Source organism: Mycobacterium asiaticum (assembly GCF_001673315.1).
Lineage (GTDB): Bacteria > Actinomycetota > Actinomycetes > Mycobacteriales > Mycobacteriaceae > Mycobacterium > Mycobacterium asiaticum_B.
The window spans coordinates 1-23821 of record NZ_LZLQ01000010.1 but is presented as its reverse complement, the minus strand read 5'-3'; the positions used below and the strand labels follow the sequence as shown (position 1 = coordinate 23821).

Sequence of the window (23821 nt, the reverse complement as noted above, 5' to 3'; positions counted from 1 at the left end):
CTGTCTACCAGTGCACGCCGGGCACCCGACGCACTAGCCGCCGGACCGGTCGTGGCACTCCCACCACCCGGGCGGCGGCCCGGACCGGACGCGTGGGCCGCCGGCGAACTTGTGCCGGCGTAGGGGATTCGGTGATGCCGCGTGCGGCGGGGGAGTCCGGATAGCCGAGATAGATCTGGTGCAGAATTCGGCGGGAGAGCGCGGGCGCGAAATGGTTGCCGACTTCGGCCAGTGTCCCGAGCGGGGTATCGATGCGGGCCGGTTTGTCGATGAGGCCGCGCACCACCATCGCGGCTGCGTGTCCGGCGCTGATGGCCGGAACCGGGTTGAGCCGGTTGGACGGCGTGATCATCGGCGTAGCCACCAGGGGCATATGGATGTTGGTGAAAGTGATGTGGTCAGACAGCGTTTCGGACGCGACGACATCAGAGAAGGCGTCCAGCGCCGCCTTCGTGGGCAGATACGAGCTGTACTTGGGATTGCGGGCCAGCACGCCGGCGCTGGACACGTTGACGACATGACCGAGGCGGCGCTCGCGCCAGTGCGGCAGCAATGCCAACACCATCCGTACTGCGCCGAAGTAATTGACCGCCATCACCCGCTCGTAGTCGTGCAGGCGGTCGGTGGAATTGACCACCGAGCGGCGGATAGACCTGCCGGCGTTGTTGACCAGATAGTCGACGTGGTCGAAGCGGCCCAGAATGTCCTTCACCGTCGCGTCGACCGACGCGGAATCGGTGACGTCGCAGGTGAAAGCGTAAGCCTGCCCACCGTTGGCGCGGATGTCGGCAACCAGTTGGTCGAGAGCCTCCCCGTTGCGGGCCAGCGCGAAGACGGTCGCGCCGCGCTCGGCCACCGCCAGCGCCGAAGCCCGGCCGATTCCGCTGGACGCGCCGGTGATGATGACGTGCCGACCGACCAGTGGCCCCCTGGAATCGTCACGGCGGGCGCGGTCGGGATCGAGGTGCTCGGCCCAGTACCGCCACAGCTGCGGCGCGTACATGGCGAAATCGGGCACATCAATGCCCTTGTCGCGCAGTGCTTCCCGCGTCATGCCGGGTACGAAGGTCGGGGCCAGGTCGACGACGTCGAGCACCTCGGCGGGAATTCCCAGTTGGGTTGCCGCCATGTTGCGCACCACCTTGGCGCGTCCACTCACCTTCAACACTGAGGTGCCCACCGAGCGTGGCAGCGACCCGCGCAGGGCGGGTAATCCGGCAGCACGGGAGATCCCGCGGTAAATCCCGCGCAGGCCAACGGTTTTGTCGGCCGTCAGATGGAAGGTCTCGCCGTCCCTGCCTTCGCTGTGCATGAGTGCGACGAGCGCGTCGGCCACGAAGTCGACCGGGACAATGTTGGTTCGCCCGGTATCGGGCAGCAATACCGGGGTGAACGACGGCAGTAGGGCGAGCTTGGTCAGCACGCCGAAGAAGTAATAGGGGCCGTCGATCTTGTCCATTTCGCCGGTGCGCGAGTCGCCTACCACGACCCCCGGGCGGTAGATGCGGTACCGCAAGCCGGGAGCCTGCCGTACCAGTGCCTCGGCTTCGAATTTCGTGCGGTGATAGGCGGACGGCAGTTGTTGGCCGACGTCGAAATCGTCCTCGGTGTACTCGCCGCGGAAGTCACCGGCCACGGCGATTGACGAAACGTGGTGCAGCGTCGCCTCCAACCGCTGTGCGAGGGCGATAACGGCGCGGGTGCCTTCGACATTGGCTGCCCGTTGTTCGGTCTCGCCGACGGTGATGTCATATATCGCCGCGCAGTGCACCAGATGGTCGACCGCACCGAGTTCGTCGATCACGCCGTCGCTCAGATCCAACTCGGGCAGCTCGCCGACCAGCGGCTTCGCCCGCTCACCCCACTCCTGGGCGAGCCGCTCGAAGCGTCCCAGCGACTGGCGCCGAACCAGCACCCACACTTGAGCGTCCGCGTCGGAGTCCAGCAGACGGCGCACGACGCGTCGCCCAATAAACCCGGTACCGCCGGTAACGACATACCGCATGCAGCCCATCGTGACCGCGGACGAGCGCCGCGTCAACCAGGCGGCTGTAACTAACTGAAGCTACAGAAAACTAGCTGAAGCTACGGAAAACTAGCTGAAGCTACGGAAAACTAGCTGAAGCTACGGAAACTAGGTGAAGCTACGGACGCCGTCCCAGTCCGTTAGCTTCCAACCGGTAGTGGGGTTGCCCGTGATCACCACCCGGCCGAGGTTGGGCAGGGGATGGTTGTTCAGCAGGCTGAGTTTGGGGTTCTTGGCGTTCATCAAGGTCCACACCATGATTGCGGTGCCCTGCGAGAACACCACGGGTTTGTTGTGGCCGCTGTCGTAGATCTTGCGGATTGCGCCGGTGAACTGCGAATTGAAATCTGCGCCGCTCAGTGAACCGGGGATGCTTGTTCCCACGTCACCGCTCACCCAGAGGTTCGGCGCCAGCAGATAGGTCGAGCTGGCCATCGATTCGGGTTTGCCGTTGTACCAGCCGGCATTGATGGCTTGCAATCCCTCCAGGACCTGCACCTGCTTACCCAGTTGGCTGGCCAGCGGCGAGGCGGTCTGCTGGTCCGCGGCCATCGGCGAGGAGTAGATGGCGTCGAAGTCGTTGTGCTGGTGCGTCAGTTGCTGGGCTTGTCCTTTGCCGTCCTCGGTGAGGCTGGGGCCCGGTATTCCGGTCTCGATGATCCCGTCGGCGTTCGCCTGGGATTGGGCATTGCGGATGAAGGTCAGCGTGATGCTGCGTACCTGCGGGCCACCGCCGCCGCAGGCACCAACCAGCATTGCCGCGGCGAGCACGGCAACGACTTTGGAGGCAGTACAGATCAGTGTGCGCTTCACCATGGCGATAGCCTGCCCTGCCGACACCGTCGAAGGGAAGTGTTTGCGATGGTTAGTGCCGAAAAGGCGTGAATTTTCAATCGAGAGGAGACTCGCATGGCGATTGACCCGAGTGCCGTAGGTGCGGTAACCGAGCCTCAGTTGTTCGAGTGGACCGACCGGGACACACTGCTTTACGCGCTCGGTGTCGGCGCCGGACTTGACGATCTGGCATTCACCACCGAGAACAGTCACGACATCCCGCAACAGGTATTACCCACCTACGCGGTGATCTGTTGCCCGGCGTTCGGGGCGGCCGGCAAGGTCGGCACGTTCAACTGGGCCATGCTGCTGCACGGGTCTCAGACGGTTCGGTTGCATGCGCCGCTGCCGCCGGCCGGGAAGTTGTCCGTGGTCACCGAAGTGGCCGACATCCAGGACAAGGGCGAGGGCAAGAACGCCATTCTGATGTTGCGCGGCCAGGGCAAAGATCCGGACTCCGGCGATTTGATCGCCGAGACGCTGACCACTCTGGTAATCCGGGGCGAAGGCGGGTTCGGAGGAGAGAAGGGCGAACGGCCGGCGGCACCTGAGTTTCCGGACCGCGAGCCCGACGCCCGAATCGACCTGCCCACTCGCGAGGATCAAGCGCTGATCTACCGGCTCTCCGGTGACCGCAACCCGTTGCACAGCGACCCGTGGTTCGCCACCAACCTGGCCGGGTTCCCGCGGCCGATCCTGCACGGGCTGTGCACCTACGGGGTGTCGGGGCGCGCGCTGGTCGCCGAATTGGGTGGTGGCGTCGCCGCCAACATCACCTCGATCGCCGCCCGATTCACCAAGCCGGTTTTTCCGGGCGAGACACTGTCCACGTCGATTTGGAAGACCGAGCCGGGCAAGGCGTTGTTTCGCACCGAGGCCTCCGGGGCGGAGGGTCTGGGTCCTCGGGTGGTGCTCGACGATGGCGAGGTAGAGTACCTGGCCTAACGCGGCCTAGCGCGGACTTGCGTGGCCTAACGCGGCCGAACGCGGACTTGCGCGGCCGAACGCGGCCTAATGCTTGACGGTCCGGTAGTAGTGCACGTAGGCCGCGGCCGGCACCACCACGAACGTGGCAACGATCAGTGCGATCGAGAAGTAGTTGGCACCGCCGTCTGGCCTGAGCACGAGCGTCCGGTAATCGAATGACACCGCCAAAGCCACCGAGATCACCACCGCGGCTACCGGTAACACCTTGTCGGTGAACCGATTTCGCTTGATGTCCGCGTGTTGTTCGGAGCGGTCGCGCGCGAGCACGATCAGCGCGATCGGGACGATGATGAACTGGACGAACCGCGCGATGACGGCCAGACCGGTCAGGTTCTGCAGGTCGAAACGTAGGGCCAGCGGGAAGGCCAGCGCGAGGGCCGCTGTGATAGCGAACGCGAACATGGGCACGCCGAACCGGTTCTTGCGCGACAACCGGGCCGGCAGGGTTCTGGTGTCCGACAGAGCCGTCCAGAGCCGCGGGGCGCCGAACGAGGCGGCGACATTGATGCCGAACATCGATAGCAGCGCACCCAAGACCACGATCGTGCGAAACGCGTCGTTCTCGATGGCCGCCGCCAACTTCACCGTATCGCTGGAACGGACGACCTCGTTCGAACCGAGGAACATGGCCACGGTGACTGCGAGCACGTACACCGCACCGACCGACAGGATTGCCAGAGGTATGGCGCGGGGGAGATTGCGTTCCGGGTCCTGCATCTCCTCGGCGGCGTTGGCGATCGATTCGAAGCCGGTGAATGCGTACAACGCAGCCATGGTGGCAAGTAGCAGACCAGCCAGGACGCCGCGCTGCCCAAGCTCGACGAAACCGAACAGTGCGTAGCGTGCGGGCTGAAAGACCTCCGGCGAACTGGACACGGCGTAGTTGTTGATGCCCTTGATGACGATGAGCCCGAACCCGCCGACGATAAACACCGAGAGGGCGGATATCTTTCCCACGGTGGAGATTCCGTTGGCCCACTCGATCACCCGGTTGCCGAACATGTTGATAGCCAACAACACTGCTATGAAGACAAGGAATGTCAACGTCTTGGCGCTGAACAGCCCGCTATCATTGGCCCAATCACGCTGTGGAAAAGCAACTTTCAATAGAGTGGTGATAAACAGTGACGCCAGCACGCCCCACGCGATCGATGCCACGATGGCATGCGTGACGCCGACGTAGATGCCGATGCGCTGCCCGAACGCGGCCGTTGTGTAGGCGTACGAGGCGCCATTGGTCTTGACGTACCTCGCAGCGGTGGCGAAGACGACAGCCATGATCCCGGCGAACAGGCCGGCCATGATGTAGGCGACCGGTGCCAGGGGGCCGGCGAGCTTGATGACCGCCCCGGGGGTGAGAAAGATGCCCGCGCCGATGACGGCGTTGATCCCGAGCATGACAATGCTCCAGAAGCCGAGCTTGCTGATCGCACGCCCTCCTAGCCGCATCCGGCCCAGGATCAGGGCTGGTTAGTACAGTTCGTACCACGGGCGGGCAACCGCAAACCTTGATACCCCGCCCGCGGGGATCAGCGGCCAGGCGACCCGTGCGGCACCCTATTGCCGTCACCGATGCCGTGAACCCACGGATCTCCGCAGGTCAGGCGTGCTCCTCTGCCGGTACCGGTCGGTGAACCAGACCGTGTGTCACCGTGGCCACGCATTCGGATCCGCAGCCGACGTCAGCGGATTCGCTGCGCCAATTGCTCGGTGAACTCGGCGACGCGTGCGGGACTGTCCAAAGCGAACTGTGCAGCGGTGGCCCGATCGCCGTCATCGTTGTGCCGCACCACAATCGGAATACCGTCATTGCGCACTGCGTCGAAGGCATCCTCGTCGGTGATGTCGTCACCGAGATACATCGGGAGCAGCGGTCCGGATCCCGCGTCGTGCAAATGATCGATCACCCAGCGCAGGGTCTTGCCCTTGTCCCAGTCCAGATCGGGCCGCAGCTCGATGACTTCGCGTCCGGTGGTCACCCGCAACGCATCGCGTTGCCCTGCGGTGCGCACCGCCGCGGCCACCTCGCCGGCGCGGTCGCGGTCAGCATTGCGATAGTGCACCGCGACCCCAAAACGTTTGTGCTCCACCACAACTCCCGGAATGGCGGCCAGCTTTTCACGCAACTGAGCTGCGGCCCCCTCCAGTACCGGGATAGCCTGCGCCGCTTCTTCGTTCTGATGATGGGTGCCATCAGGCGCGGTCAGTTCAAACCCGTGACTGCCGGCGTACCAAATGCCGGACAAACCCACGCGTTCGGTCACGTCCGCCAGATCGCGACCGCTCAATATCGCAACCGGGCACTGGACCGCCAACGATGTGAGCGCCTCGGCCGCACCAGCGACGAGCCTGGCTTCGTCGGGATTGTTCACGATGTCGGACAGCGTGCCGTCGAAGTCGAAGAACACGGCCGGCTTCCGGATGGTGAGGTCCTGCCCGATGGCCTGCGTTGCGTCCGGAAGTTCAGACATCCGCCGGTCCCCGGTGCGTACGCCGACCTCCTCGACGGCACTGATCTCGACGTCACCCCCGGCCACAGTCACGCCGATCACCAGGGCGAACCCGGCTGCACGCGCAGCCGTGACGCCGGGTTCCTCGGCGGCGAGCACGGCGCATCTGCCCGCCCGGACGGCCAGCTTGTCGACGGCGGTATGCAGCGAAGCGCCGTCCGGCGAGAAGACACCAGTGCCGAGACCGACGCCGTGCAATTTGTCGATCAGCGGCTGCGTTTGAGATAGCGCTGCGTCGAAGAGGACCGCATCATGGCGGCGGGGGTCGATGATCACCGACATTGACTCACCATAGGTCAGTGGTGGGACTCGAACCGGAGGCGCCGCAGGGGATTCTCGTCGGTGCTGGCGACGGAATAGCAGATCGCGGTCGAGATAACCGTCGGCACCAGAAGCGAGAGCACGAACACGAGTAGCACCAATGCCCGGTTGGGTGTGGACAGCCAGGCAACCGGAAGGCGTGCCAGGCTGACGGCGAGCCACGAAGCGGCGACCGTGAGGAACAGGGTTCCCACCGTGGCGACTTTGATCGACCTCAACTCCAATTGTGTTGGCTCGGCGGTCTTCAGCGACCGATTCAAGGCCCTGGTGCGGATGTACACCAGCACGAAATCGAGCAGAATGGCCAGGGCGCAGAAGGTGACGATCGTTCCGGTGAGCCAGAGGGCGGGCCGGTGGCCGAGGACCAAATGCAGGTAATCGATACTCGTCTCGCTCATGATCAACGTTGTAGTCATGGCGGCGCCGAACGTCAGCCACCCGCCGAGTTCGGCCAGGAAGCTGTACGCGCGGATGTCTGAGGGATCTTCCGTCGGTGCCTTGTTCACCGCGTGACTGGCGAGCATCCAGCCCAGCCCGCCGAACAGTCCGGTGGTGCCGGCCGCGAGCATCCCGGTCGCCAGGTTTCCCTGCGTCCAGGCGATCGCACAGATACCTTGGCGGTCCCCGCTCTCGGACGGGTGAGTGCCCGAGAGGAGGCTGAACAGGTAGCTGTCCAGCATCAGAATCAGCACCGCCGAGGAGAACAGTGCCATGGTGTGCGCGCCTTCGCGACCGCTGCGGTCGAACAGCAGGGCGATCGCCGTAATCAGGAACCCGCCGAGCACACCGGCAAGTTGCGACGTCGACGATGCCGCTGCGATCCCGCTCCATTCATCGGACGTGCAGAAGGCGTCGGGATTCATCGAGACCGCGAAACCGAATCGGCCGTGATCCGCTCACTCATGGGCCAGAACATTAGCCAGCACCGTCCCGCCCAGCCACATCGGCTGCGGACCGACAGGAGTGCGTCGGTCAGTGGCGCACCCGGGCCCGCGACGTCGACGGGGCCCGACGGGTGGCGTTGATGGGCAGTCCCCGGGCCGGGCGCTTGCGACGCCGGTCGAACAGTACGACCGAGTCGTCGTTGAGCGCCGCCAATCGCGCCATGCCCAGTTCGATGCCGCCGGCCAGGTGCTGCATTTCCGCTGCGTCGTCGTAGCCGGCCGTGATGCCGAAAACCAGTTCGTCTCCGTAGCCGAAAACCGCAACCCCGGTGCTGAGGCCCGGCGCGGTCGGCGGGATGGGCAGAAGGCGCTCCACCCGTCGGCCCAGCAGATGCAACTGTCGTCGCGGCCCGGTGGCGGTGCCGGCCACCGTTACTCGGGTTTGTCCGAGGGGTCTGGTCACCGCCTGCATTGCTTTGGCACACAAAGCAAATGGCGAAATCGGGTTCGGCCCCTGGCCGGTGTGGTCCGACATGAGGTGCACGGCGCGGAGTTGCTGGACAGGGTCGTTGTGCTGGACGGGCAGGCCCGACAGCGCTGAGCCCACGGTGCGCAACATGTCCGCCCGCGGCTTTTCGCCGCGCCGCTTCAGGACCGTGCGGAAGCCCTCGGTGACTGCCGCCAGCGCGACGTCGTCGGGCTGCACGCCGAACTTGCGGGACACGCTTTCGACCGTGGCACGCGGTATCCACACCGTGCGGTAGTGCCGTCTGGTGGTGGCGGCATCCGTCGGCAACAGCCACGAGATGGGCAGCGTGGCGACGCGCGCCACGGCCTTCCCCAACGTCGCGGGTACCTGCAGGAGAGCATCGGTCCAGCCTTGCGAGACGGTTTGCGGGGGCGAAATGTGCTGCGGAGCAACATCTTCACGGAACGCATCGTTTGGCGCATCGGCGCAGAGCCGGATGAGAAGGTGGGCAGGCGATAACGCGGTGAGGCTGGTGAGGCTGTGGTGGACCCTGATCAAGATCGCCCACCGGTCGTGGCGGAGGCCTTCGATGATCCAGCATTCCCATCGCGGACCGTCGAATTCGAGGGGATGTTCCAGTGCGTGGGTGATGGCGTGGAACAGTTCGCGATCGTCGCCGGGCTGGGGGAGGGCCATTCGCTGCACGTGCCGGGAAAGGTCCGCGGCCACTCGGAGGCCCGGCGCGATTCGTTCTGCCAGCAAATCTTCGACCGACTCGCGGTCCGGAGCACGACCTTCGACGATGGCAACTGCGGCCACCGCCATGCTCGAGTGTTGACCTGGTGCCGAACAGCCGAAGAAACCCGTGTCCGCTGCCATCTGCTGTGTCATAACGCCCCCGACGCTGTTTCTTCAACTTGTACCAGTATCCGGATGAGGTGTGTACGGCGGTAGCGCCCCAGGTTAAGAACGTGTGTCCCCATGGAAGTTGCGTCTAACTGCGGTGATGCGCCGCCCGGAGGTGCACCTGGCAATTTGTTTCTCACCCGTTTGGAAGCCCTTTGGGTGTCGGCTTTGGTCTGTTCGGGAAGATTTCTCCCATCGAACAGGTGTTCGATAAGATGGCAGGATGGGTTGGCACAACGGACCACCTAGTTGGTCCGAAATGGAACGGGTTCTCGACGGCAAACCACGCCATGCCGGGGCGCCTGTTCCAGTGCGGCCGGCCGACGACGCTCCCTTGTCGACCAAGCGCGGGACTTACACGGCAAAGCCGGTCGGGCAACGGACCCGGTCGTCGGTCGCGTATGCCGAGTTGCATGCACATTCGGCGTACAGCTTTCTCGACGGGGCCAGCACACCCGAGGAGTTGGTCGAAGAGGCTGCCCGACTGGGTCTGCGCGCCCTCGCGCTGACCGACCACAACGGTCTGTATGGCGCGGTGCGGTTCGCCGAGGCCGCCGCCGAACTCGACGTGCGCACGGTTTTCGGCGCCGAGCTGTCATTGGGAGCATCGTCTGTATCGGAGGCCCGCACGGAACAACCGGATCCGCCCGGGCCCCATCTGCTGGTGCTGGCCCGTGGGCCGGAAGGATACCGGCGGTTGTCCCGGTCGTTAGCCGCCGCGCACCTGGCAGGGGGTGAGAAGGGCAAGCTGCGTTACGACATCGACTCGCTGACCGAGGTGGCTGGCGGACACTGGCACATCCTTACCGGATGCCGGAAAGGTGCTGTGCGTCAAGCCCTTTCCGAAGGCGGACCGGAAGCGGCGGAGCGTGCCCTGGCCGACCTGGTGGACCGGTTCACCGCCGAACGGGTCAGCGTCGAATTGACCCATCACGGCCAACCGCTCGACGACGAACGCAACGCGCTACTGGCCGGGCTGGCGTCCCGTTTCGGCGTCGGCGTCGTCGCCACCACAGGAGCACATTTCGCCCATCCGTCCCGTCGCCGACTGGCCATGGCGATGGGCGCGATCCGGGCCCGGCAGTCCCTGGATGCGGCTGCCGGGTGGCTGGCGCCGCTGGGTGGCTCACACCTGCGGTCCGGTGCTGAGATGGCCCGGTTGTTCGCGCAGTGTCCCGAGGCGGTGACGGCGGCCGCTGAACTCGGGGAGCAGTGCGCGTTCGGTCTGGCGCTGATCGCGCCGCAGCTACCGCCGTTCGACGTACCTGCCGGGCATACCGAGGACAGCTGGTTGCGCTCGTTGACCATGGTGGGTGCCGCCGATCGCTACGGGCCTCCCGACGCTGCACCACGTGCCTACGCTCAGATCGAGCATGAGCTGAAAATCATTGCCCAACTGCAATTTCCGGGTTACTTCCTGGTGGTGGACGACATCACCCGGTTCTGTCGAGACCACGACATCCTGTGCCAGGGGCGGGGGTCGGCGGCCAATTCCGCGGTCTGTTATGCCCTTGGTGTCACCGCCGTCGACCCGGTGGCCAACGATCTGCTGTTCGAACGATTCCTGTCACCCGCCCGGGACGGGCCGCCCGACATCGACATCGACATCGAGTCGGATCAGCGGGAAAAAGTCATCCAGTACGTCTACGACAAATACGGCCGTGACTATGCCGCCCAGGTAGCCAACGTCATCACCTACCGAGCGCGCAGCGCGGTGCGTGACATGGCCCGTGCGCTGGGTTTCTCACAGGGACAGCAGGACGCGTGGAGTAAGCAGATCAGCCACTGGTCGGGACAGCCGGCCGATATCGAAGGTATTCCCGAGCAGGTGGTCGATCTGGCCAACCAGATCCGCAACCTGCCCCGGCACATGGGCATCCATTCCGGCGGCATGGTGATCTGCGACCGGCCGATCGCCGACGTGTGCCCGGTGGAATGGGCGCGGATGGAGAACCGCAGTGTCCTGCAGTGGGACAAAGACGACTGTGCGGCAATCGGTCTGGTGAAGTTCGACCTGCTGGGGCTGGGCATGCTCTCGGCGCTGCATTACGCCAGGGACCTGGTGGCCGAGCACAAAGGCATCGAGGTGGACCTGGCCCGGCTAGACCTTTCCGAGCCTGCGGTGTACGAGATGTTGTCCCGGGCCGACTCGGTCGGCGTGTTCCAGGTGGAGTCGCGGGCGCAGATGGCCACGTTGCCGCGACTGCGGCCCCGGATCTTCTACGACCTGGTGGTGGAGGTGGCACTGATCCGTCCCGGACCTATCCAGGGTGGGTCGGTGCATCCCTACATCAAGCGGCGCAACGGCGTCGACCCAGTCGTCTACGACCACCCGTCCATGGCATCCGCGTTGCGAAAGACATTGGGCGTGCCGCTCTTTCAAGAACAACTGATGCAGCTTGCAGTCGATTGCGCCGGTTTCTCCGCCGCCGAGGCCGACCAACTGCGGCGCGCCATGGGTTCCAAACGCTCGACTGAGCGGATGCGTCGGCTGCGCAGCCGGTTCTACGACGGCATGCGCACACTGCACGGTGCCGATGACGAGGTGATCGACCGGATCTACGAGAAGCTGGAGGCGTTCGCCAACTTCGGTTTTCCGGAAAGTCACGCGCTGTCCTTCGCCTCGCTGGTGTTCTACTCCTCGTGGTTCAAGCTGCATCATCCGGCGGCGTTCTGTGCGGCGCTGTTGCGTGCCCAGCCGATGGGTTTCTACTCGCCGCAGTCGCTGGTGGCCGATGCGCGCCGGCACGGGGTGTTGGTGCACGGTCCATGTGTCAACGCCAGCTTGGCGCACGCGACGCTGGAGAACATCGGAACGGAGGTCCGGCTCGGGCTGGGGGCGGTCCGGCACATTGGTGCGGACCTCGCCGAAAAGCTGGCTGATGAGCGGAAAGCTAACGGGCCGTTCACTTCTCTGCTGGATCTGACGTCGCGGCTGCAACTCTCCGTACCGCAGACCGAAGCCCTGGCGACAGCCGGAGCGTTGAGTTGCTTCGGGATGTCCCGACGGGAGGGCCTGTGGGCGGCGGGGGCCGCGGCCACTCAGCGGCCGGACCGGTTGCCTGGAGTGGGCTCGTCGTCGCATATCCCGGCGCTGCCGGGAATGAGTGAATTGGAGCTGGCCGCCGCCGACGTGTGGGCCACCGGTGTCTCTCCGGACAGTTATCCGACGCAGTTCCTGCGGGCGGACTTGGACGCGATGGGGGTGGTGCCCGCTGACGCGCTGGCGTCGGTGCCCGACGGCGACCGAGTGCTGATCGCCGGTGCGGTGACCCATCGTCAGCGTCCGGGCACCGCGCAGGGGGTGACGTTCGTCAACCTCGAGGACGAAACCGGGATGATCAATGTGCTCTGCACGCCGGGAGTTTGGGAGCGGCATCGCAAGGTGGCGCACACGGCACCGGCCCTGCTGATCCGCGGCCAGGTTCAAAACGCCAGCGGGGCAATCACTGTCGTGGCCGAACGCATAGGCCGCATCAGTCTGGCCGTCGGATCGAAGTCGCGGGACTTCCGGTGACTGTGCCCCCCGAGTAGACGCGTCGCGCGAATGGTCGCAGAGTATTGGGAGCACTCATAGAAGGAGGCGCGATGTCAAAGGTCTGGTTTCTCACGGGAGCTTCTCGCGGCTTCGGTCTCGAGATCGCACGCAAGATCCTCAGCCAGGGGGATCGGGTGGTGGCCACCGCCCGACGCGCGGATCAGATCCCGGCACAGTTTCCCGATGCAGGCGACGCGTTGCTCGCCGTCGATCTGGACGTGACCGACGGGGATCAGGCTGCCGCGGCGGTTTCGGCCGCTGTCGAGAGATTCGGGCGGATCGACGCGCTGGTGAACAACGCCGGCCGCGGTCTGCTCGGAGCCGTCGAAGAAGCCTCCGACGCCTCTGCCCGCGCTGTCTATGAGGTCAACGTCTTCGGCACCCTGACCATGCAACGAGCGGTGCTACCGGTGATGCGCCGGCAGCGTTCGGGTCACATCATCAACATGAGCTCCGTCGGCGGGCTGATGGGCAGCCCCGGCTGGGGTGTGTACTGCTCGACCAAATTCGCGGTGGAGGGATTTAGCGAAGCGCTGGCCAAAGAGGTTGAACCGCTGGGCATTCGGGTCACAATCGTGGAGCCGGGCTACTTCCGCACCGACTTCCTGGACGCGTCCAGTCTCGGAACGGAGGAAACCGTCATCGAGGACTACGCACCTACCGCCGGGGCCGTGCGCGCGCATGCCGTGGACACCAACCACGCCCAGCCCGGCGACCCGGTCAAGGCCGCCGCGGCGATCGTGGACATCGCGGCAGTGGCCGAACCGCCGTTACATCTGCTGTTGGGTACCGACTGCGTTGCGGCCGTCGAGAACAAGATCAAAGACCTGCAGGCCGACATCGACAACTGGCGCGGCGTTTCGGTCTCAACCGATCTGGACCACTAGGCGGTGGGCGTCGTCCACACCTTGGCCGGGGTGATTCGCAGCCGGGTGCTGTAGGAGGCCATCGCATCGGTGAGGCCGAAACGTTCAGCGTCTTCCCGGTATTTGGCCCAGTAGGGTTCGTCGTCGCGGCAGTCAACGTCGATGGCGTCCACCACCGCCGTCCCGCCGACCACAATGATGCCGCCTCCATTGCCGTCGGAATCGAGATTCAGGCTCACCTGCGGATGCGCTTCGATGTGTCTGACCTTGGCGGCGCGGGGCTGGGTGTAGACCGTCAGATCGGTGCCGTCGAAGTAGAACCAGATCAACCGCGGGACCGGTTGTCCGGACTTCGCGACGGTGGTCAGCCAGCCGTAGTGGTCGGCGGTGAGCCGGCCGGAAACCTCTTGCGTCAGTTCGCTGCTCATGGTTTAACGGTAGCCTCCACACATGACACTCAACCTGACCGTCGACGAAGTCCTGACCACCACGCGGTCGGTCCGCAAACGTCTCGACTTCGACAAACCAGTGCCGCGGGAAGTGCTGATGGAATGCCTGGAATTGGCGCTGCAGGCGCCTACCGGTTCCAATGCGCAAGGCTGGCAATGGGTTTTCGTCGAAGACGCGGAGAAGAAGAAGGCGATCGGGGATATCTATCTGGCCAATGCCCGTGGCTACCTCAGCTCACCCACACCCGACTACCGCGAAGGCGACGCCCGCGGCGAGCGGATGGGCAAGGTCCGCGACTCGGCGACCTATCTTGCCGAACGCATGCACGAGGCGCCGGTGCTACTGATCCCGTGCCTCCTGGGCCGGGCGGAGAACTCGCCGATGGGCGGGGTGTCCTTCTGGGCGTCGTTGTTCCCGGCGGTGTGGAGCTTCTGTCTGGCGCTGCGTTCTCGCGGGCTGGGTTCCTGCTGGACCACGCTGCATCTGCTGGGCGACGGCGAACGCAAGGTGGCCGACGTGCTCGGCATCCCTTACGACGAGTACAGCCAGGGTGGTCTGTTTCCGATCGCCTACACCAAGGGCACCGACTTCCGGCCGGCCAAGCGGCTGCCTGCCGACAGGCTGACGCACTGGAACAGCTGGTAACTAGCCCGGGGCGCCGTCGTTACCGCGAGCGCCATTGAATGCATCGCCCCCTTGGCCGGGGTCGCCTTGGGTGCCGTTCACCGGCGTCGAGCCCACAGCTTTGCCGCCCGCGCCGCCGCTGCCGAAGACGCCATGGGTGCCGCCGTCGCCGCCACTGCCGCCTCCGCCACCGGCGCCAGAAGTCCCCTGCTGACCGCTCAGCAACCCACCGCGACCGCCGGCGCCCCCGCGACCACCGTCAGCAGCGTCCCCGCCAGTGCCGCCATAACCGGCGTCGCCGCCATCGCCGCCGTGACCAGCCTGGGCCCCGGGGCCCAGGGTCGCCTGGCTGGTTGCATTTCCGCCCGCGGCACCGTCGGCGCCAAGTCCGCCCGTACCGCCGATTCCGCCCGAGCCTCCGCTGCCGCCGTGGCCTCCGTTGCCGCCATTACCCATCAGCCACCCGCTAGCGCCCCCGTCACCACCGGCCCCGGCGGCGCCGCCGTGCCCACCTGTACCGCCGCGGCCTCCGTTGCCGCCGTCACCACCGGCTCCTGCTATGGCGCTGGAGGAGATGGAGGCGGCGCCGTAACCGTCGGTGCCACCGTTGAATCCACCGGCCCCGCCGCTGCCGCCGATGTCGCCATTGCCGCCGGAGCTCCCGTTGCCGCCTGCACCGCCGCTGCCGCCGTCTCCGATCAGCCAGCCGCCACGTCCCCCTGCGCCGCCGCTGCCACCGGCACCGCCGGCTTGGCCGCCGGTGCCCATCCCCCCCTCACCACCATTGCCGCCGTGGCCGCCACCGGCACCACCGTAATTAACCACGGCCTCGCCGCCCGACCCACCTGCGCCGCCATTCGCGCCACCGTAACCGCCAACACCGCCATCTCCGCCGCGGGCACCAATGCCGCCCGAGGTTTCATTTACGAAAGCATTGGCGTTCCCGCCTGCGCCGCCATTTCCGCCATTGACGCCGGGGGCTCCGGATAACCCGTTGTGACCGGGCTCGCCTATAACGGCGACGTGTGGGTTTTCAGGGAAAACCGGCACGTTGCTCGCGCCGGCAGCCCCGTCGAGGGCAGGGTCGGTGATCGGGGTGGGATTGACTCCGTGTGCCCCCGCCAGACCGTTGCCGCCGATCCCCCCGGCGCCTCCGGATCCCCAAAGCCCGGCGCCGCCACCAATGCCCCCGTTTCCACCGTTGCCACCGGCCACCACCGCATTGCCACCGGTGCCGCCGCCGCCACCGTTGCCGTAAAGCCACCCACCGCTACCGCCGGCTCCACCAGCCGCGCCTGCTCCGCCGCCGCCACCGATTCCACCGTTGCCGAACAAGCCTGCGTTTCCGCCGCGTCCGCCTGCGATGCCGGCTGTCGTGCTGGTGTAACCGGCACCGCCGTTGCCGTATAACAAGCCGCCGGCCTGCCCCTGCGGGTTGGCAGCGGTGCCGGCCGCCCCGTCGCCAATCAGCGGTCGCCCCAGCAATGCCCGGGTGGGCGCATTGATCGCGTCGAGCACAGCAGCATTGGCGGCCTCGGCGCTCGCATAGGCGCCAGCGCCGGCATTCAACGTCCGCTCGAACTGTTCATGGAACGTGGACATCTGCGCGGCGACCTGTTGATAGGCAAGAGCGTGACCAGAAAAGAGCGACGCGATGGCCGACGACACCTCGTCGGTGCCGGCAGCAAGCAATCCGGTTGTTTGTGCTGACGCGGCCGAAGTCGCTGCGTTCAGCGCCGAACCGATCCCGGCCATATCTGCCGCTGCCGCCGCCACGGTCCCCGGCACTGCCACCAAAAAAGACATCGTCGTCCTTCCCGCAACCATTGACATCGTCGTAAATATCGGAGCTTTAAATTTCGCAGTGTAATGAGAATCCGGTCCATAGAAATGGGAATAGGCCACGATCTTGATGCAAAGTTCTTAGCGCGCGGTCGCCGCGCGGATGTCCCCCGATCGGAGGACACAGAATTCATCCGAGGTATCCCCCGTGGGGGGACAGCGCTCGGGCGTGACGTCGGGCAGTCTAGAGACACAAGGTTGATCGAGAAGAAGTCACTACGAAGGAGACTCATTGACCCGCGCGTGACAACAGACTGCGGCATGTTTTTCCCCCTGCCCCCCGAACATGCCCCGTAGAAAGCAGGCTCGCGATTCTCGCGAGCCTGCTTCTGCATTTGCACCGCGATTTACCCGTGATTCACACCGAGCCCGAATAACCTTGCTGCCGCCAAGCTTCGTAAACCGCGACCGCCGCGGCGTTGGACAGATTCAACGAGCGCCGGCCCGCCAGCATCGGAATGCGCACCTGGCGGGTGATGTGCGGGTCGGCGAGGGTGACAGGGTCCAGTCCGGTGGGTTCCGGACCGAACATCAGCACGTCGCTGGGTCGGTATTCGACGTCGGCGAACTGTGCGGTGGCTTGGGCGGTGAACGCGAACACCCGCGCCGGCGCCAATGCCGCCCACGCGTCGTCGAGCGACGCATGCACGGTCACGGAGGCAAGGTCGTGATAGTCCAGACCGGCGCGCCGCAGCTTGGGCTCGGACAGGTCGAAGCCCAGCGGTTCGACCAGGTGCAACTCGCATCCGGTGGCCGCCGCCGTGCGAATGGCATTGCCCGTGTTGGGCGCGATGCGAGGTGAATGAAACAGCAGCCTGAACACAAGTGACATTCTCCCGGTGTCGCTGGGCCTTTCGCGCTTGCGACTGCGCTTGTGAGAATGTCCCTATGGTCGAACAGAGCCTCTGGATGCAAAAGGTCGCAGCCGATCCGGGACATTCGCACTGGTACATCGAACGCTTCCGTTCGATGGCCCGCGCCGGCGACGACCTGGCCGGTGAGGCTCGACTCGTCGACGCGCTGGCACGGCGCCACTCCCGGATCCTGGATGCCGGCTGCGGCCCCGGCCGGTTGGGCGGGCATCTGGTTGCGGCAGGGCATCACGTCGTGGGGGTGGACGTCGACCCGGCGCTGATCGAGGCGGCTGAACAGGACTATCCCGGTGCGCACTGGCTGGTCGGCGACCTCGCCGAACTCGACCTGCCTGCGCGGGGCGTCGCCGAACCATTCGACGTCATCGTCTCGGCCGGGAACGTGATGACGTTCCTCGCGCCCAGTACCCGGGTTCAGGTGTTGGGGCGGCTGCGTGCCCACCTGGCCGACGACGGCCGGGCGGTTATCGGGTTCGGCGCCAATCGGGGATACCGATTCGACGAGTTCCTCGACCACGCCGCCCAAGCTCGATTCGCGCCGGATCTGCTGCTGTCCACCTGGGACGTGCGGCCGTTCTCTGACGACTCCGACTTCCTCGTCGCAATTCTTCGACCGTCCTAGGCGCACCGCTGGAAAGTTTGCCGAAGGCCGTGCCGGTCGGCCCGCTCGCGAGAGCGGACCTTATCTACTCAGTAACAATTATGGAGACCTCGGCTACGTGGTGTCATACTCGTCGGATTGCCAGGCAGTTACGTTCGCGGCCATCTGCCGGGGCGGGCGAAATAAAGCAGCAGGAAGTTTGATGAGCCTCTCGTTTCACGCGGCCGGCGGTACGGCCGTGCATACGTGACCATGTTCGCCCGCCCGACCAATCCGGTCGCGGCGGTCCCGCCCGACGACCCCGGCGCCCCATCGGTGGCACCGCGTTCAACGCGTCCGCCCACCTGGTCGCTGCGTAATTGGCCGGTGCGCTGGAAGGTGTTCGCGATCGCTTTGGTGCCGCTGGTGCTGGCGACGGTATTCGGGGCCATGCGCGTCGAGCAGGAATTCTCCAATTCTGGCGGCCTGCGACTGGCCGCGTCCCGGGCCGACGTGATCCCAGCGATCACCAAATACATGTCCGCGCTGGACGTTGCGCTGCTGGCGAATTCGACGGGGCGCGACGTGGAAGGAGCGAAGAAGAATTTCGCGGCCCGCAAGGACGAGTTGCAGACGCGGCTTGCGGACACTGACGTCATCCCCGACGTCCGGTCGGGCGTCAACACCCTGCTCAATGGCGGCCAGGCACTCCTGGACAAGTCGGCAGACAACGGCCTGCCGTTGCGAGACCGGGCCACCACCTATGCCCCGCTGCTGCTGACCGCCGAGAACGCGATCAACGCCTCGGTGCACGTCGACAACGAGCAGGTCCGGTCGCAGGTAGCGGGTCTGAGCCGGGCCGTTGGTGCCCGTGGGCAAATGACGTTGCAAGAGATCCTGGTTACTCGCGGGGCCGAGCTTCCCGACCCGCAGTTGCGCACCGCGATGATCACGCTGGCCGGCACCGAACCGTCCACCCTCTTCGGCATGAGCGAGGTGCTCGGAGCCGGCTCGGCGGAGGCAAAGACGTTGCAACAAGAGCTGGTGACCCGGATGGCGATCATGTCGAACCCGGACAGCGTGCTCGTCGACAACCCCGACCTGTTGCGCTCGATACACACCACCCAGGGCATCGCCGACCGGATCGTCGACGACACCACCGCATCGGTGACCCAGGCGGTGCACGACCAGGCCGCTGCGCGGCGCGACGCGGCCATCCGCGACGCTGTTTTGACGCTGGCTGCCATCGCATTGGCGCTGCTGACCGTGCTGCTGGTAGCGCGTGCGCTGGTCAAGCCGCTGCGGGTGCTCCGCGACGGCGCGCTCAAGGTCGCCCACACCGATCTTGCGGATGAGATCGACCGAGTGCGGGCCGGCGCCGAGCCGATCCCCGAGCCGCTGCCGGTGTACACCACCGAGGAAATCGGTCAGGTGGCCCACGCCGTCGACGAACTGCACACCCAGGCGCTGCTACTGGCCGGTGACGAGGCGCGCCTGCGGCTGTTGGTCAACGACATGTTCGAAACCATGTCGCGGCGCAGCCGTTCCCTGGTGGACCAGCAGCTGTCGCTGATCGACCGGCTGGAGCGCAACGAGGAGGACCCCGAGCGGTTGGACAACTTGTTCCGCTTGGATCACTTGGCCGCGCGGTTGCGCCGCAACAGCGCCAACCTATTGGTGCTGGCCGGTGCCCAGATCTCGCGGGACCAGCGCGAGCCGGTCGCGCTGCCGACGGTGATCAACGCCGCGGTGTCCGAAGTCGAGGACTACCGGCGCGTTGAGATCGGGACCGTGGCCGATTGCACGGTGCTCGGCGGGGCTGCCGGCGGCGTCATCCACCTGCTCGCCGAGCTGATCGACAACGCCTTGCGGTACTCGCCGCCGACGACACCGGTAAAGGTTTCGGCTGTCCGCGGCAGTGAGGGAGGAGTGCTGCTGCGCATCACCGACGCCGGCCTCGGCATGACCGACTCCGACCGCCGCATGGCGAACATGCGGCTGCAGTCGGAACGGGACGGCACCCCCGACCCGACTCCCGAGAATGCCCGGCACATGGGGTTGTTCGTGGTCGGCCGGCTCGCCGCCCGGCACGGGATGCGGGTGGGGCTGCGGGGTCCGGCGGCCGGAGAAGCGGGCACCGGTACGACGGCAGAGGTCTACCTGCCGTTGAGCCTGCTCGTCGAGGGTCAGGAACAAGCGGCGGCCGCGCAAGCTGCGGCGTCGCAGCGCCAGTTCTTCGCCGTCCGGCCACCCGAACCCGACCCTGCCGTCGTGGGAGCGACCCTGCACGACGGTGGCCGGCAGGCCGGGACACCGGTGACGTCCTTGCCGCAACGCAGCCCCGGATCGAGCGGCATCACCGGCCTCCCCGGCCCGGCAGCGGAAGAGCCGCCCAAGCAGAAGCGCCCGCTGCCGACGCCGTGGTGGGAGAAGCGTTCACCGGACGAGGCCCCCGCCGCGCCGCAGCAACCCGCAGCGACCCCTACTGCCAGCCCTACTGCCAGCAAGGTCGCGTCGGACACCTCGGCGTTCTTCGCGCGGCGGCCGACCGGCGCCCAATCCGCCGCCCAACCCGCCGCGCAACCCGTCGTCAAGCCGCAGGCGCCGGATCTCACACCGTCCGGACCGGCCGACGACGACGTCATCTATCAGCGGATGCTGGCAGAGATGATGGGTGACCCGCGAGACCTCGCTCAAAGTCCGGACCTGGACTGGCAGACGGTGTGGGACCGCGGCTGGTCGGCGGCCGCCGAGGCCGCGGAGAAACCCGTCGAAGCACGCACCGAACACGGACTGCCGATGCGGACCCCCGGCGCGCGGCTGGTGCCGGGCGCGGCCGATCCTGCCGAGCACCATGAGCAGCGGCGCGACCCCGACGCCGTGCGCGCCTCGATCGGGAACCATTTGAACGGCGTGCGATCCGGGCGGTCCCACGCTCGGTCCAGTCAGGAAGCCGAGCAGCAATGACGGTCCAGTCGTCGTACAGCCCGCTGGACTGGCTGGTGTCGAAGTTTGTCCGCGAGGTCCCCGGCGTGGCCCATGCGTTGTTGGTGTCGGTCGACGGGCTGCCGGTCGCGGCCAGTGAGCACCTGCCGCGGGAACGGGCGGATCAGTTGGCCGCGGTGGCATCCGGGCTGGCCAGCCTCGCGACCGGCGCGGCCCAACTGTTCGAGGGCGGACAGGTGCTGCAGTCGGTCGTCGAGATGCAGAACGGCTTCCTGTTACTGATGCGGGTCGGTGACGGCTCGCATCTGGCCACCCTGGCCCAGCCGTCGTGCGACATCGGTCAAATCGGTTATGAGATGGCCATTCTTGTCGAACAGGTGGGCAATGTGGTGCAGTCCGCCCGCCGTGCCGAGTCCGAGCCGCGATGGACCAACGCGACCCAGCACTGACACCGGCCGAACGCGCGCCGAACCTGGTCCGCCCGTACACTTTGACGGCCGGGCGGACCGGCACCGACGTCGACCTTCCGTTGGAAACGCCGGTGCAAACGCTGCAGGCGGGGCTGGCTCACCAGTGGCCGGCCGACGACGCCCGGGGCCGGATCATCCGATTGTGCGTGAGCAGCCCGTCGGTCGCGGAAGTCTCGGCCCGGCTGGATTTGCCGGTGGGTGTTGCGCGCGTCTTGGTCGGTGATCTGGTCACCTCCGGTTACCTTCGGGTGCACAGGACCTTGACCGACCGTTCGACCCGCGATGAGCGGCAGGAGCTCATAGGAAGGACCCTGCGTGGCCTACGCGCCCTCTGAGCATGGCTCTGAAGCGCACGACACCGCCTCGACGAAGATCGTCATCGCAGGCGGCTTCGGCGCCGGCAAGACCACGTTCGTCGGCGCGGTCTCGGAGATCATGCCGCTGCGTACCGAGGCGATGGTCACCGACGCGTCGGCGGGCGTCGACATGCTTGAAGCCACCCCCGACAAGCGCACCACCACGGTCGCGATGGACTTCGGCCGGATCACCCTGGCGCAGGATCTGGTGCTCTACCTGTTCGGCACACCCGGGCAGCGCCGCTTCTGGTTCATGTGGGACGACTTGGTGCGCGGCGCGATCGGCGCGATCGTCCTGGTGGACCTGCGGCGACTGCAGGACAGCTTCGCCGCGGTCGACTTCTTCGAACACCGCCGATTGCCGTTCCTGGTCGCGGTGAACGAGTTCGACGGCGCCCCCCGGTACCCGGTGGGTGAGGTGCGCAAAGCTCTGACGCTGCCCGAGCACATCCCCGTCATCAGCGTCGACGCGCGCGACCGCCGCTCTGCCACCGATGCGCTGATTGCAGTGAGCGAGTACGCGCTGGCCGGCCTGGCGAGTACCTGATTCGTTGCAGGACTGGGCGGACCGCGAATTCACCGGTGAAGACTTTCGCGACGAGGACTTCAGCGGGCTGCGGACCGAGCGCGTCGTGTTCACCGAGTGCGACTTCAGCGGGGTCAATCTGGCCGAATCCCAGCACCGCGGATCGGCGTTCCGCAATTGCTCGTTCACCCGAACCACCTTGTGGCACAGCACTTTCGCGCAATGCAGCCTGCTCGGATCGGTGTTCGTGGACTGCCGGCTGCGGCCGGTGACGCTGGACGAGGTGGATTTCACGCTCGCGGTGCTCGGCGGAAACGACCTACGTTCAGTCGACCTGAGCGGGTGTCGGCTGCGCGAGACCAGCCTGGTGGGGGCGGACCTGCGCAAGAGCGTGCTGCGCAACGCCGACCTGCGCGGCGCACGGGCCACGGGTGCCCGTCTGGAGGGGGCCGACCTGCGCGGCGCCCTCGCCGACGCCACGCTGTGGACTAGCGCGTCGGTGACCGGTGCGCGCGTCGACGTGCCCCAAGCCATGGCCTTCGCGATGGCGCACGGGCTGCGGTTGGATGCCTAGCTTGGCCGCACGGCGGGATCGTTACTCAGGGCGCAGCCTGTCGCAGCTGAGGTGTCGTTCGATAGCGCCCCTGCGTCCTCGGCTTCCGAGGAGGCCCACGTCCTCCGTGCCCGCAGCGTATGCATTGTGCAACGTGCACGAAAGAATTTGAAAACGTTGGCGATAATGCCCTGCTCATTCCATATAGATGACACGCAGAATCGTCAGGGTCGCGGTTGACACCTATCGATCAGGGCGCCACCCACGGCCGCCGCAGCATCGACTGCGTGACAGCCCGTGATCGCGGGATCTGCTCAGGAAAAGGACGGGGCGAGAAAACGTCATGTCACTGATGGTGGCCCCGGAAATCATGGCTGCTGCGGCAACGGACCTAGCTGGCATCGGATCGGCGATCGGTGCCGCCAATGCGGCGGCGGCGGGCCCCACGACGCGGGTGTTGGCGGCTGCCAGTGACGAGGTGTCCGCCGCGATTGCGGCTTTGTTCGGTACGCACGCGCAGGAGTACCGGTCGTTGAGTGCGCAGGCATCGGTGTTTCATGAGCAGTTCGTGCGAGCTCTGACCGCTGGCGCGAGCACGTACGCGAGCGCAGAGGCGGTGAATGCATCGCCGTTCCAGACTTTCGAGCAAGCGGTGTTGGACGCGATCAATGCGCCGACCCAGTTGTTGTTGGGGCGTCCGCTGATCGGTGATGGTGTCAATGGCGCGGCGGGGCAGGCCGGTGGGGCCGGAGGGCTGCTGTGGGGTAATGGCGGCAACGGCGGTTCGGGGGCGCCCGGGCAAACCGGCGGGCCCGGCGGTGCGGCCGGGTTGTTCGGCAATGGCGGGATCGGTGGCGCCGGCGGCACCGGAGCTAACGGAGGTGCCGGTGGGTCCGGCGGGTGGTTGAACGGCAACGGCGGAGCGGGCGGCCCCGGCGGGGTCGGCGCTAACGGTGGTACCGGTGGGACCGGCGGGTGGCTCTTCGGGAACGGCGGCGCCGGCGGGGTCGGCGGCGCTGGGGGGACCGGCGGCAACGGCGGCAACGCCGGCACGCTGTTCGGCAACGGCGGTGTCGGTGGAGCTGGTGCGGCCGGTCTGCAGGGTGCGGCCGGCGTCAACGGTGGTGACGGGGGTGACGGCGGTGATGGCGGAACCGGCGGCAACGGCGGTCGCGGCGGGTTATTGGTAGGTCCGGGCGTGGATGGTGCGGCAGGGTCCGGTGCTGCCGGCGGAGCCGGTGGGTTGTTGATCGGTCGCGGG

At 66.4% G+C, this 23821-nt stretch carries 20 protein-coding genes; 11 read left to right on the top strand and 9 right to left on the bottom strand.

All coding sequences use genetic code 11. The annotated features are described in order from the left end of the window. Nucleotides 1-4: 4 nt before the first annotated feature. Both A5636_RS00585 and A5636_RS00580 read right to left on the bottom strand, forming a co-directional pair. A complete protein-coding gene (locus tag A5636_RS00585) occupies nt 5-2005 on the bottom strand; it encodes an SDR family oxidoreductase (protein WP_065156801.1) in 2001 nt (666 codons plus the stop codon). A gap of 129 nt (nt 2006-2134) precedes the next feature. After that, entirely contained in the window at nt 2135-2842 is a 708-nt protein-coding gene (locus A5636_RS00580) for a histidine phosphatase family protein (RefSeq protein WP_065156762.1), read from the bottom strand. Between the two features lie 93 nt (nt 2843-2935). Here A5636_RS00580 and A5636_RS00575 point away from each other — a divergent pair, with 93 nt between their 5' ends. Further along, complete coding sequence (locus A5636_RS00575) at nt 2936-3805, top strand: MaoC/PaaZ C-terminal domain-containing protein (RefSeq protein WP_065156761.1); 870 nt, start codon at nt 2936-2938, stop codon at nt 3803-3805. 66 nt (nt 3806-3871) lie between these two features. Here the strand turns inward: A5636_RS00575 and A5636_RS00570 are convergent, their stop codons facing one another. The 4 genes from A5636_RS00570 to A5636_RS00555 form a co-directional block, all read right to left on the bottom strand. Further along, a complete protein-coding gene (locus A5636_RS00570) occupies nt 3872-5296 on the bottom strand; it encodes an APC family permease (RefSeq protein WP_081287515.1) in 1425 nt (474 codons plus the stop codon). Nucleotides 5297-5529: 233 nt separating this feature from the next. Beyond that, nucleotides 5530-6639, bottom strand: a complete 1110-nt coding sequence (gene otsB / locus A5636_RS00565) for a trehalose-phosphatase (protein WP_065156760.1) — start codon at nt 6637-6639, stop codon at nt 5530-5532. 14 nt (nt 6640-6653) lie between these two features. Then, on the bottom strand, nt 6654-7541 hold the full coding sequence (locus tag A5636_RS00560; RefSeq protein WP_065156759.1) for a hypothetical protein: 888 nt from the start codon (nt 7539-7541) through the stop codon (nt 6654-6656). A 109-nt stretch (nt 7542-7650) separates the two neighbouring features. Continuing rightward, nucleotides 7651-8910: a wax ester/triacylglycerol synthase domain-containing protein gene (locus tag A5636_RS00555; RefSeq protein ID WP_155763478.1), complete on the bottom strand. Its 1260-nt coding sequence runs from the start codon at nt 8908-8910 to the stop codon at nt 7651-7653. Nucleotides 8911-9160: 250 nt separating this feature from the next. Between A5636_RS00555 and A5636_RS00550 the strand changes: the two genes are divergently transcribed. Further along, nucleotides 9161-12454: an error-prone DNA polymerase gene (locus tag A5636_RS00550; protein WP_065156757.1), complete on the top strand. Its 3294-nt coding sequence runs from the start codon at nt 9161-9163 to the stop codon at nt 12452-12454. A 71-nt stretch (nt 12455-12525) separates the two neighbouring features. After that, nucleotides 12526-13362: an oxidoreductase gene (locus A5636_RS00545; protein WP_065156756.1), complete on the top strand. Its 837-nt coding sequence runs from the start codon at nt 12526-12528 to the stop codon at nt 13360-13362. Here the strand turns inward: A5636_RS00545 and A5636_RS00540 are convergent. Next, nucleotides 13359-13769 carry a TIGR03667 family PPOX class F420-dependent oxidoreductase gene (locus A5636_RS00540; RefSeq protein ID WP_065156755.1) on the bottom strand — a complete coding sequence of 137 codons (411 nt, stop codon included), beginning with the start codon at nt 13767-13769 and terminating at the stop codon, nt 13359-13361. The genes A5636_RS00545 and A5636_RS00540 overlap by 4 nt on opposite strands. A gap of 22 nt (nt 13770-13791) precedes the next feature. Between A5636_RS00540 and A5636_RS00535 the strand changes: the two genes are divergently transcribed. Next, a complete protein-coding gene (locus tag A5636_RS00535; RefSeq protein WP_065156754.1) occupies nt 13792-14436 on the top strand; it encodes a nitroreductase family protein in 645 nt (214 codons plus the stop codon). On the opposite strand, the gene A5636_RS00530 is transcribed toward A5636_RS00535, so the two are convergent. Together A5636_RS00530 and A5636_RS00525 are read right to left on the bottom strand one after the other, a co-directional pair. Continuing rightward, nucleotides 14437-16221: a PE family protein gene (locus A5636_RS00530; protein ID WP_065156753.1), complete on the bottom strand. Its 1785-nt coding sequence runs from the start codon at nt 16219-16221 to the stop codon at nt 14437-14439. A 394-nt stretch (nt 16222-16615) separates the two neighbouring features. Then, nucleotides 16616-17080 carry a tRNA (cytidine(34)-2'-O)-methyltransferase gene (locus tag A5636_RS00525; RefSeq protein ID WP_065156752.1) on the bottom strand — a complete coding sequence of 155 codons (465 nt, stop codon included), beginning with the start codon at nt 17078-17080 and terminating at the stop codon, nt 16616-16618. A 65-nt stretch (nt 17081-17145) separates the two neighbouring features. On the opposite strand from A5636_RS00525, the gene A5636_RS00520 reads away from it, so the two are divergent. The 7 genes from A5636_RS00520 to A5636_RS00490 form a co-directional block, all read left to right on the top strand. After that, nucleotides 17146-17751 (top strand): class I SAM-dependent methyltransferase, encoded by a 606-nt coding sequence (locus A5636_RS00520; RefSeq protein ID WP_065156751.1) that lies wholly within the window; start codon nt 17146-17148, stop codon nt 17749-17751. Nucleotides 17752-17982: 231 nt separating this feature from the next. Next, nucleotides 17983-20676 (top strand): HAMP domain-containing sensor histidine kinase, encoded by a 2694-nt coding sequence (locus A5636_RS00515; RefSeq protein ID WP_065156799.1) that lies wholly within the window; start codon nt 17983-17985, stop codon nt 20674-20676. Continuing rightward, nucleotides 20673-21104, top strand: coding sequence for a roadblock/LC7 domain-containing protein (locus A5636_RS00510; RefSeq protein WP_065156750.1), 432 nt, complete (start codon nt 20673-20675; stop codon nt 21102-21104). Before A5636_RS00515 ends, A5636_RS00510 begins: the two co-directional genes overlap by 4 nt. Continuing rightward, nucleotides 21080-21460 (top strand): DUF742 domain-containing protein, encoded by a 381-nt coding sequence (locus A5636_RS00505; RefSeq protein WP_065156749.1) that lies wholly within the window; start codon nt 21080-21082, stop codon nt 21458-21460. The genes A5636_RS00510 and A5636_RS00505 overlap by 25 nt, the downstream gene beginning before the upstream one ends. Next, the gene (locus tag A5636_RS00500) at nt 21441-22028 is read left to right on the top strand and encodes a GTP-binding protein (protein WP_065156748.1); all 588 of its coding nucleotides are present in this window, start codon (nt 21441-21443) and stop codon (nt 22026-22028) included. The genes A5636_RS00505 and A5636_RS00500 overlap by 20 nt, the downstream gene beginning before the upstream one ends. Before the next feature lie 4 nt (nt 22029-22032). Further along, nucleotides 22033-22581 (top strand): pentapeptide repeat-containing protein, encoded by a 549-nt coding sequence (locus tag A5636_RS00495; protein WP_065156747.1) that lies wholly within the window; start codon nt 22033-22035, stop codon nt 22579-22581. 322 nt (nt 22582-22903) lie between these two features. Continuing rightward, the coding region (locus A5636_RS00490; protein WP_155763476.1) for a PE family protein at nt 22904-23821 on the top strand (918 nt) is incomplete at its 3' end.

Coding starts and splice junctions, on each gene's coding strand:
- A5636_RS00585 (WP_065156801.1), bottom strand. CDS start 2,005: ATGCGGTATGTCGTTACCGGCGGTACCGGGTTTATTGGGCGACGCGTC.
- A5636_RS00580 (WP_065156762.1), bottom strand. CDS start 2,842: ATGGTGAAGCGCACACTGATCTGTACTGCCTCCAAAGTCGTTGCCGTG.
- A5636_RS00575 (WP_065156761.1), top strand. CDS start 2,936: ATGGCGATTGACCCGAGTGCCGTAGGTGCGGTAACCGAGCCTCAGTTG.
- A5636_RS00570 (WP_081287515.1), bottom strand. CDS start 5,296: ATGCGGCTAGGAGGGCGTGCGATCAGCAAGCTCGGCTTCTGGAGCATT.
- otsB (WP_065156760.1), bottom strand. CDS start 6,639: ATGTCGGTGATCATCGACCCCCGCCGCCATGATGCGGTCCTCTTCGAC.
- A5636_RS00560 (WP_065156759.1), bottom strand. CDS start 7,541: ATGAATCCCGACGCCTTCTGCACGTCCGATGAATGGAGCGGGATCGCA.
- A5636_RS00555 (WP_155763478.1), bottom strand. CDS start 8,910: ATGGCAGCGGACACGGGTTTCTTCGGCTGTTCGGCACCAGGTCAACAC.
- A5636_RS00550 (WP_065156757.1), top strand. CDS start 9,161: ATGGGTTGGCACAACGGACCACCTAGTTGGTCCGAAATGGAACGGGTT.
- A5636_RS00545 (WP_065156756.1), top strand. CDS start 12,526: ATGTCAAAGGTCTGGTTTCTCACGGGAGCTTCTCGCGGCTTCGGTCTC.
- A5636_RS00540 (WP_065156755.1), bottom strand. CDS start 13,769: ATGAGCAGCGAACTGACGCAAGAGGTTTCCGGCCGGCTCACCGCCGAC.
- A5636_RS00535 (WP_065156754.1), top strand. CDS start 13,792: ATGACACTCAACCTGACCGTCGACGAAGTCCTGACCACCACGCGGTCG.
- A5636_RS00530 (WP_065156753.1), bottom strand. CDS start 16,221: ATGTCTTTTTTGGTGGCAGTGCCGGGGACCGTGGCGGCGGCAGCGGCA.
- A5636_RS00520 (WP_065156751.1), top strand. CDS start 17,146: ATGGTCGAACAGAGCCTCTGGATGCAAAAGGTCGCAGCCGATCCGGGA.
- A5636_RS00515 (WP_065156799.1), top strand. CDS start 17,983: ATGTTCGCCCGCCCGACCAATCCGGTCGCGGCGGTCCCGCCCGACGAC.
- A5636_RS00510 (WP_065156750.1), top strand. CDS start 20,673: ATGACGGTCCAGTCGTCGTACAGCCCGCTGGACTGGCTGGTGTCGAAG.
- A5636_RS00505 (WP_065156749.1), top strand. CDS start 21,080: ATGGACCAACGCGACCCAGCACTGACACCGGCCGAACGCGCGCCGAAC.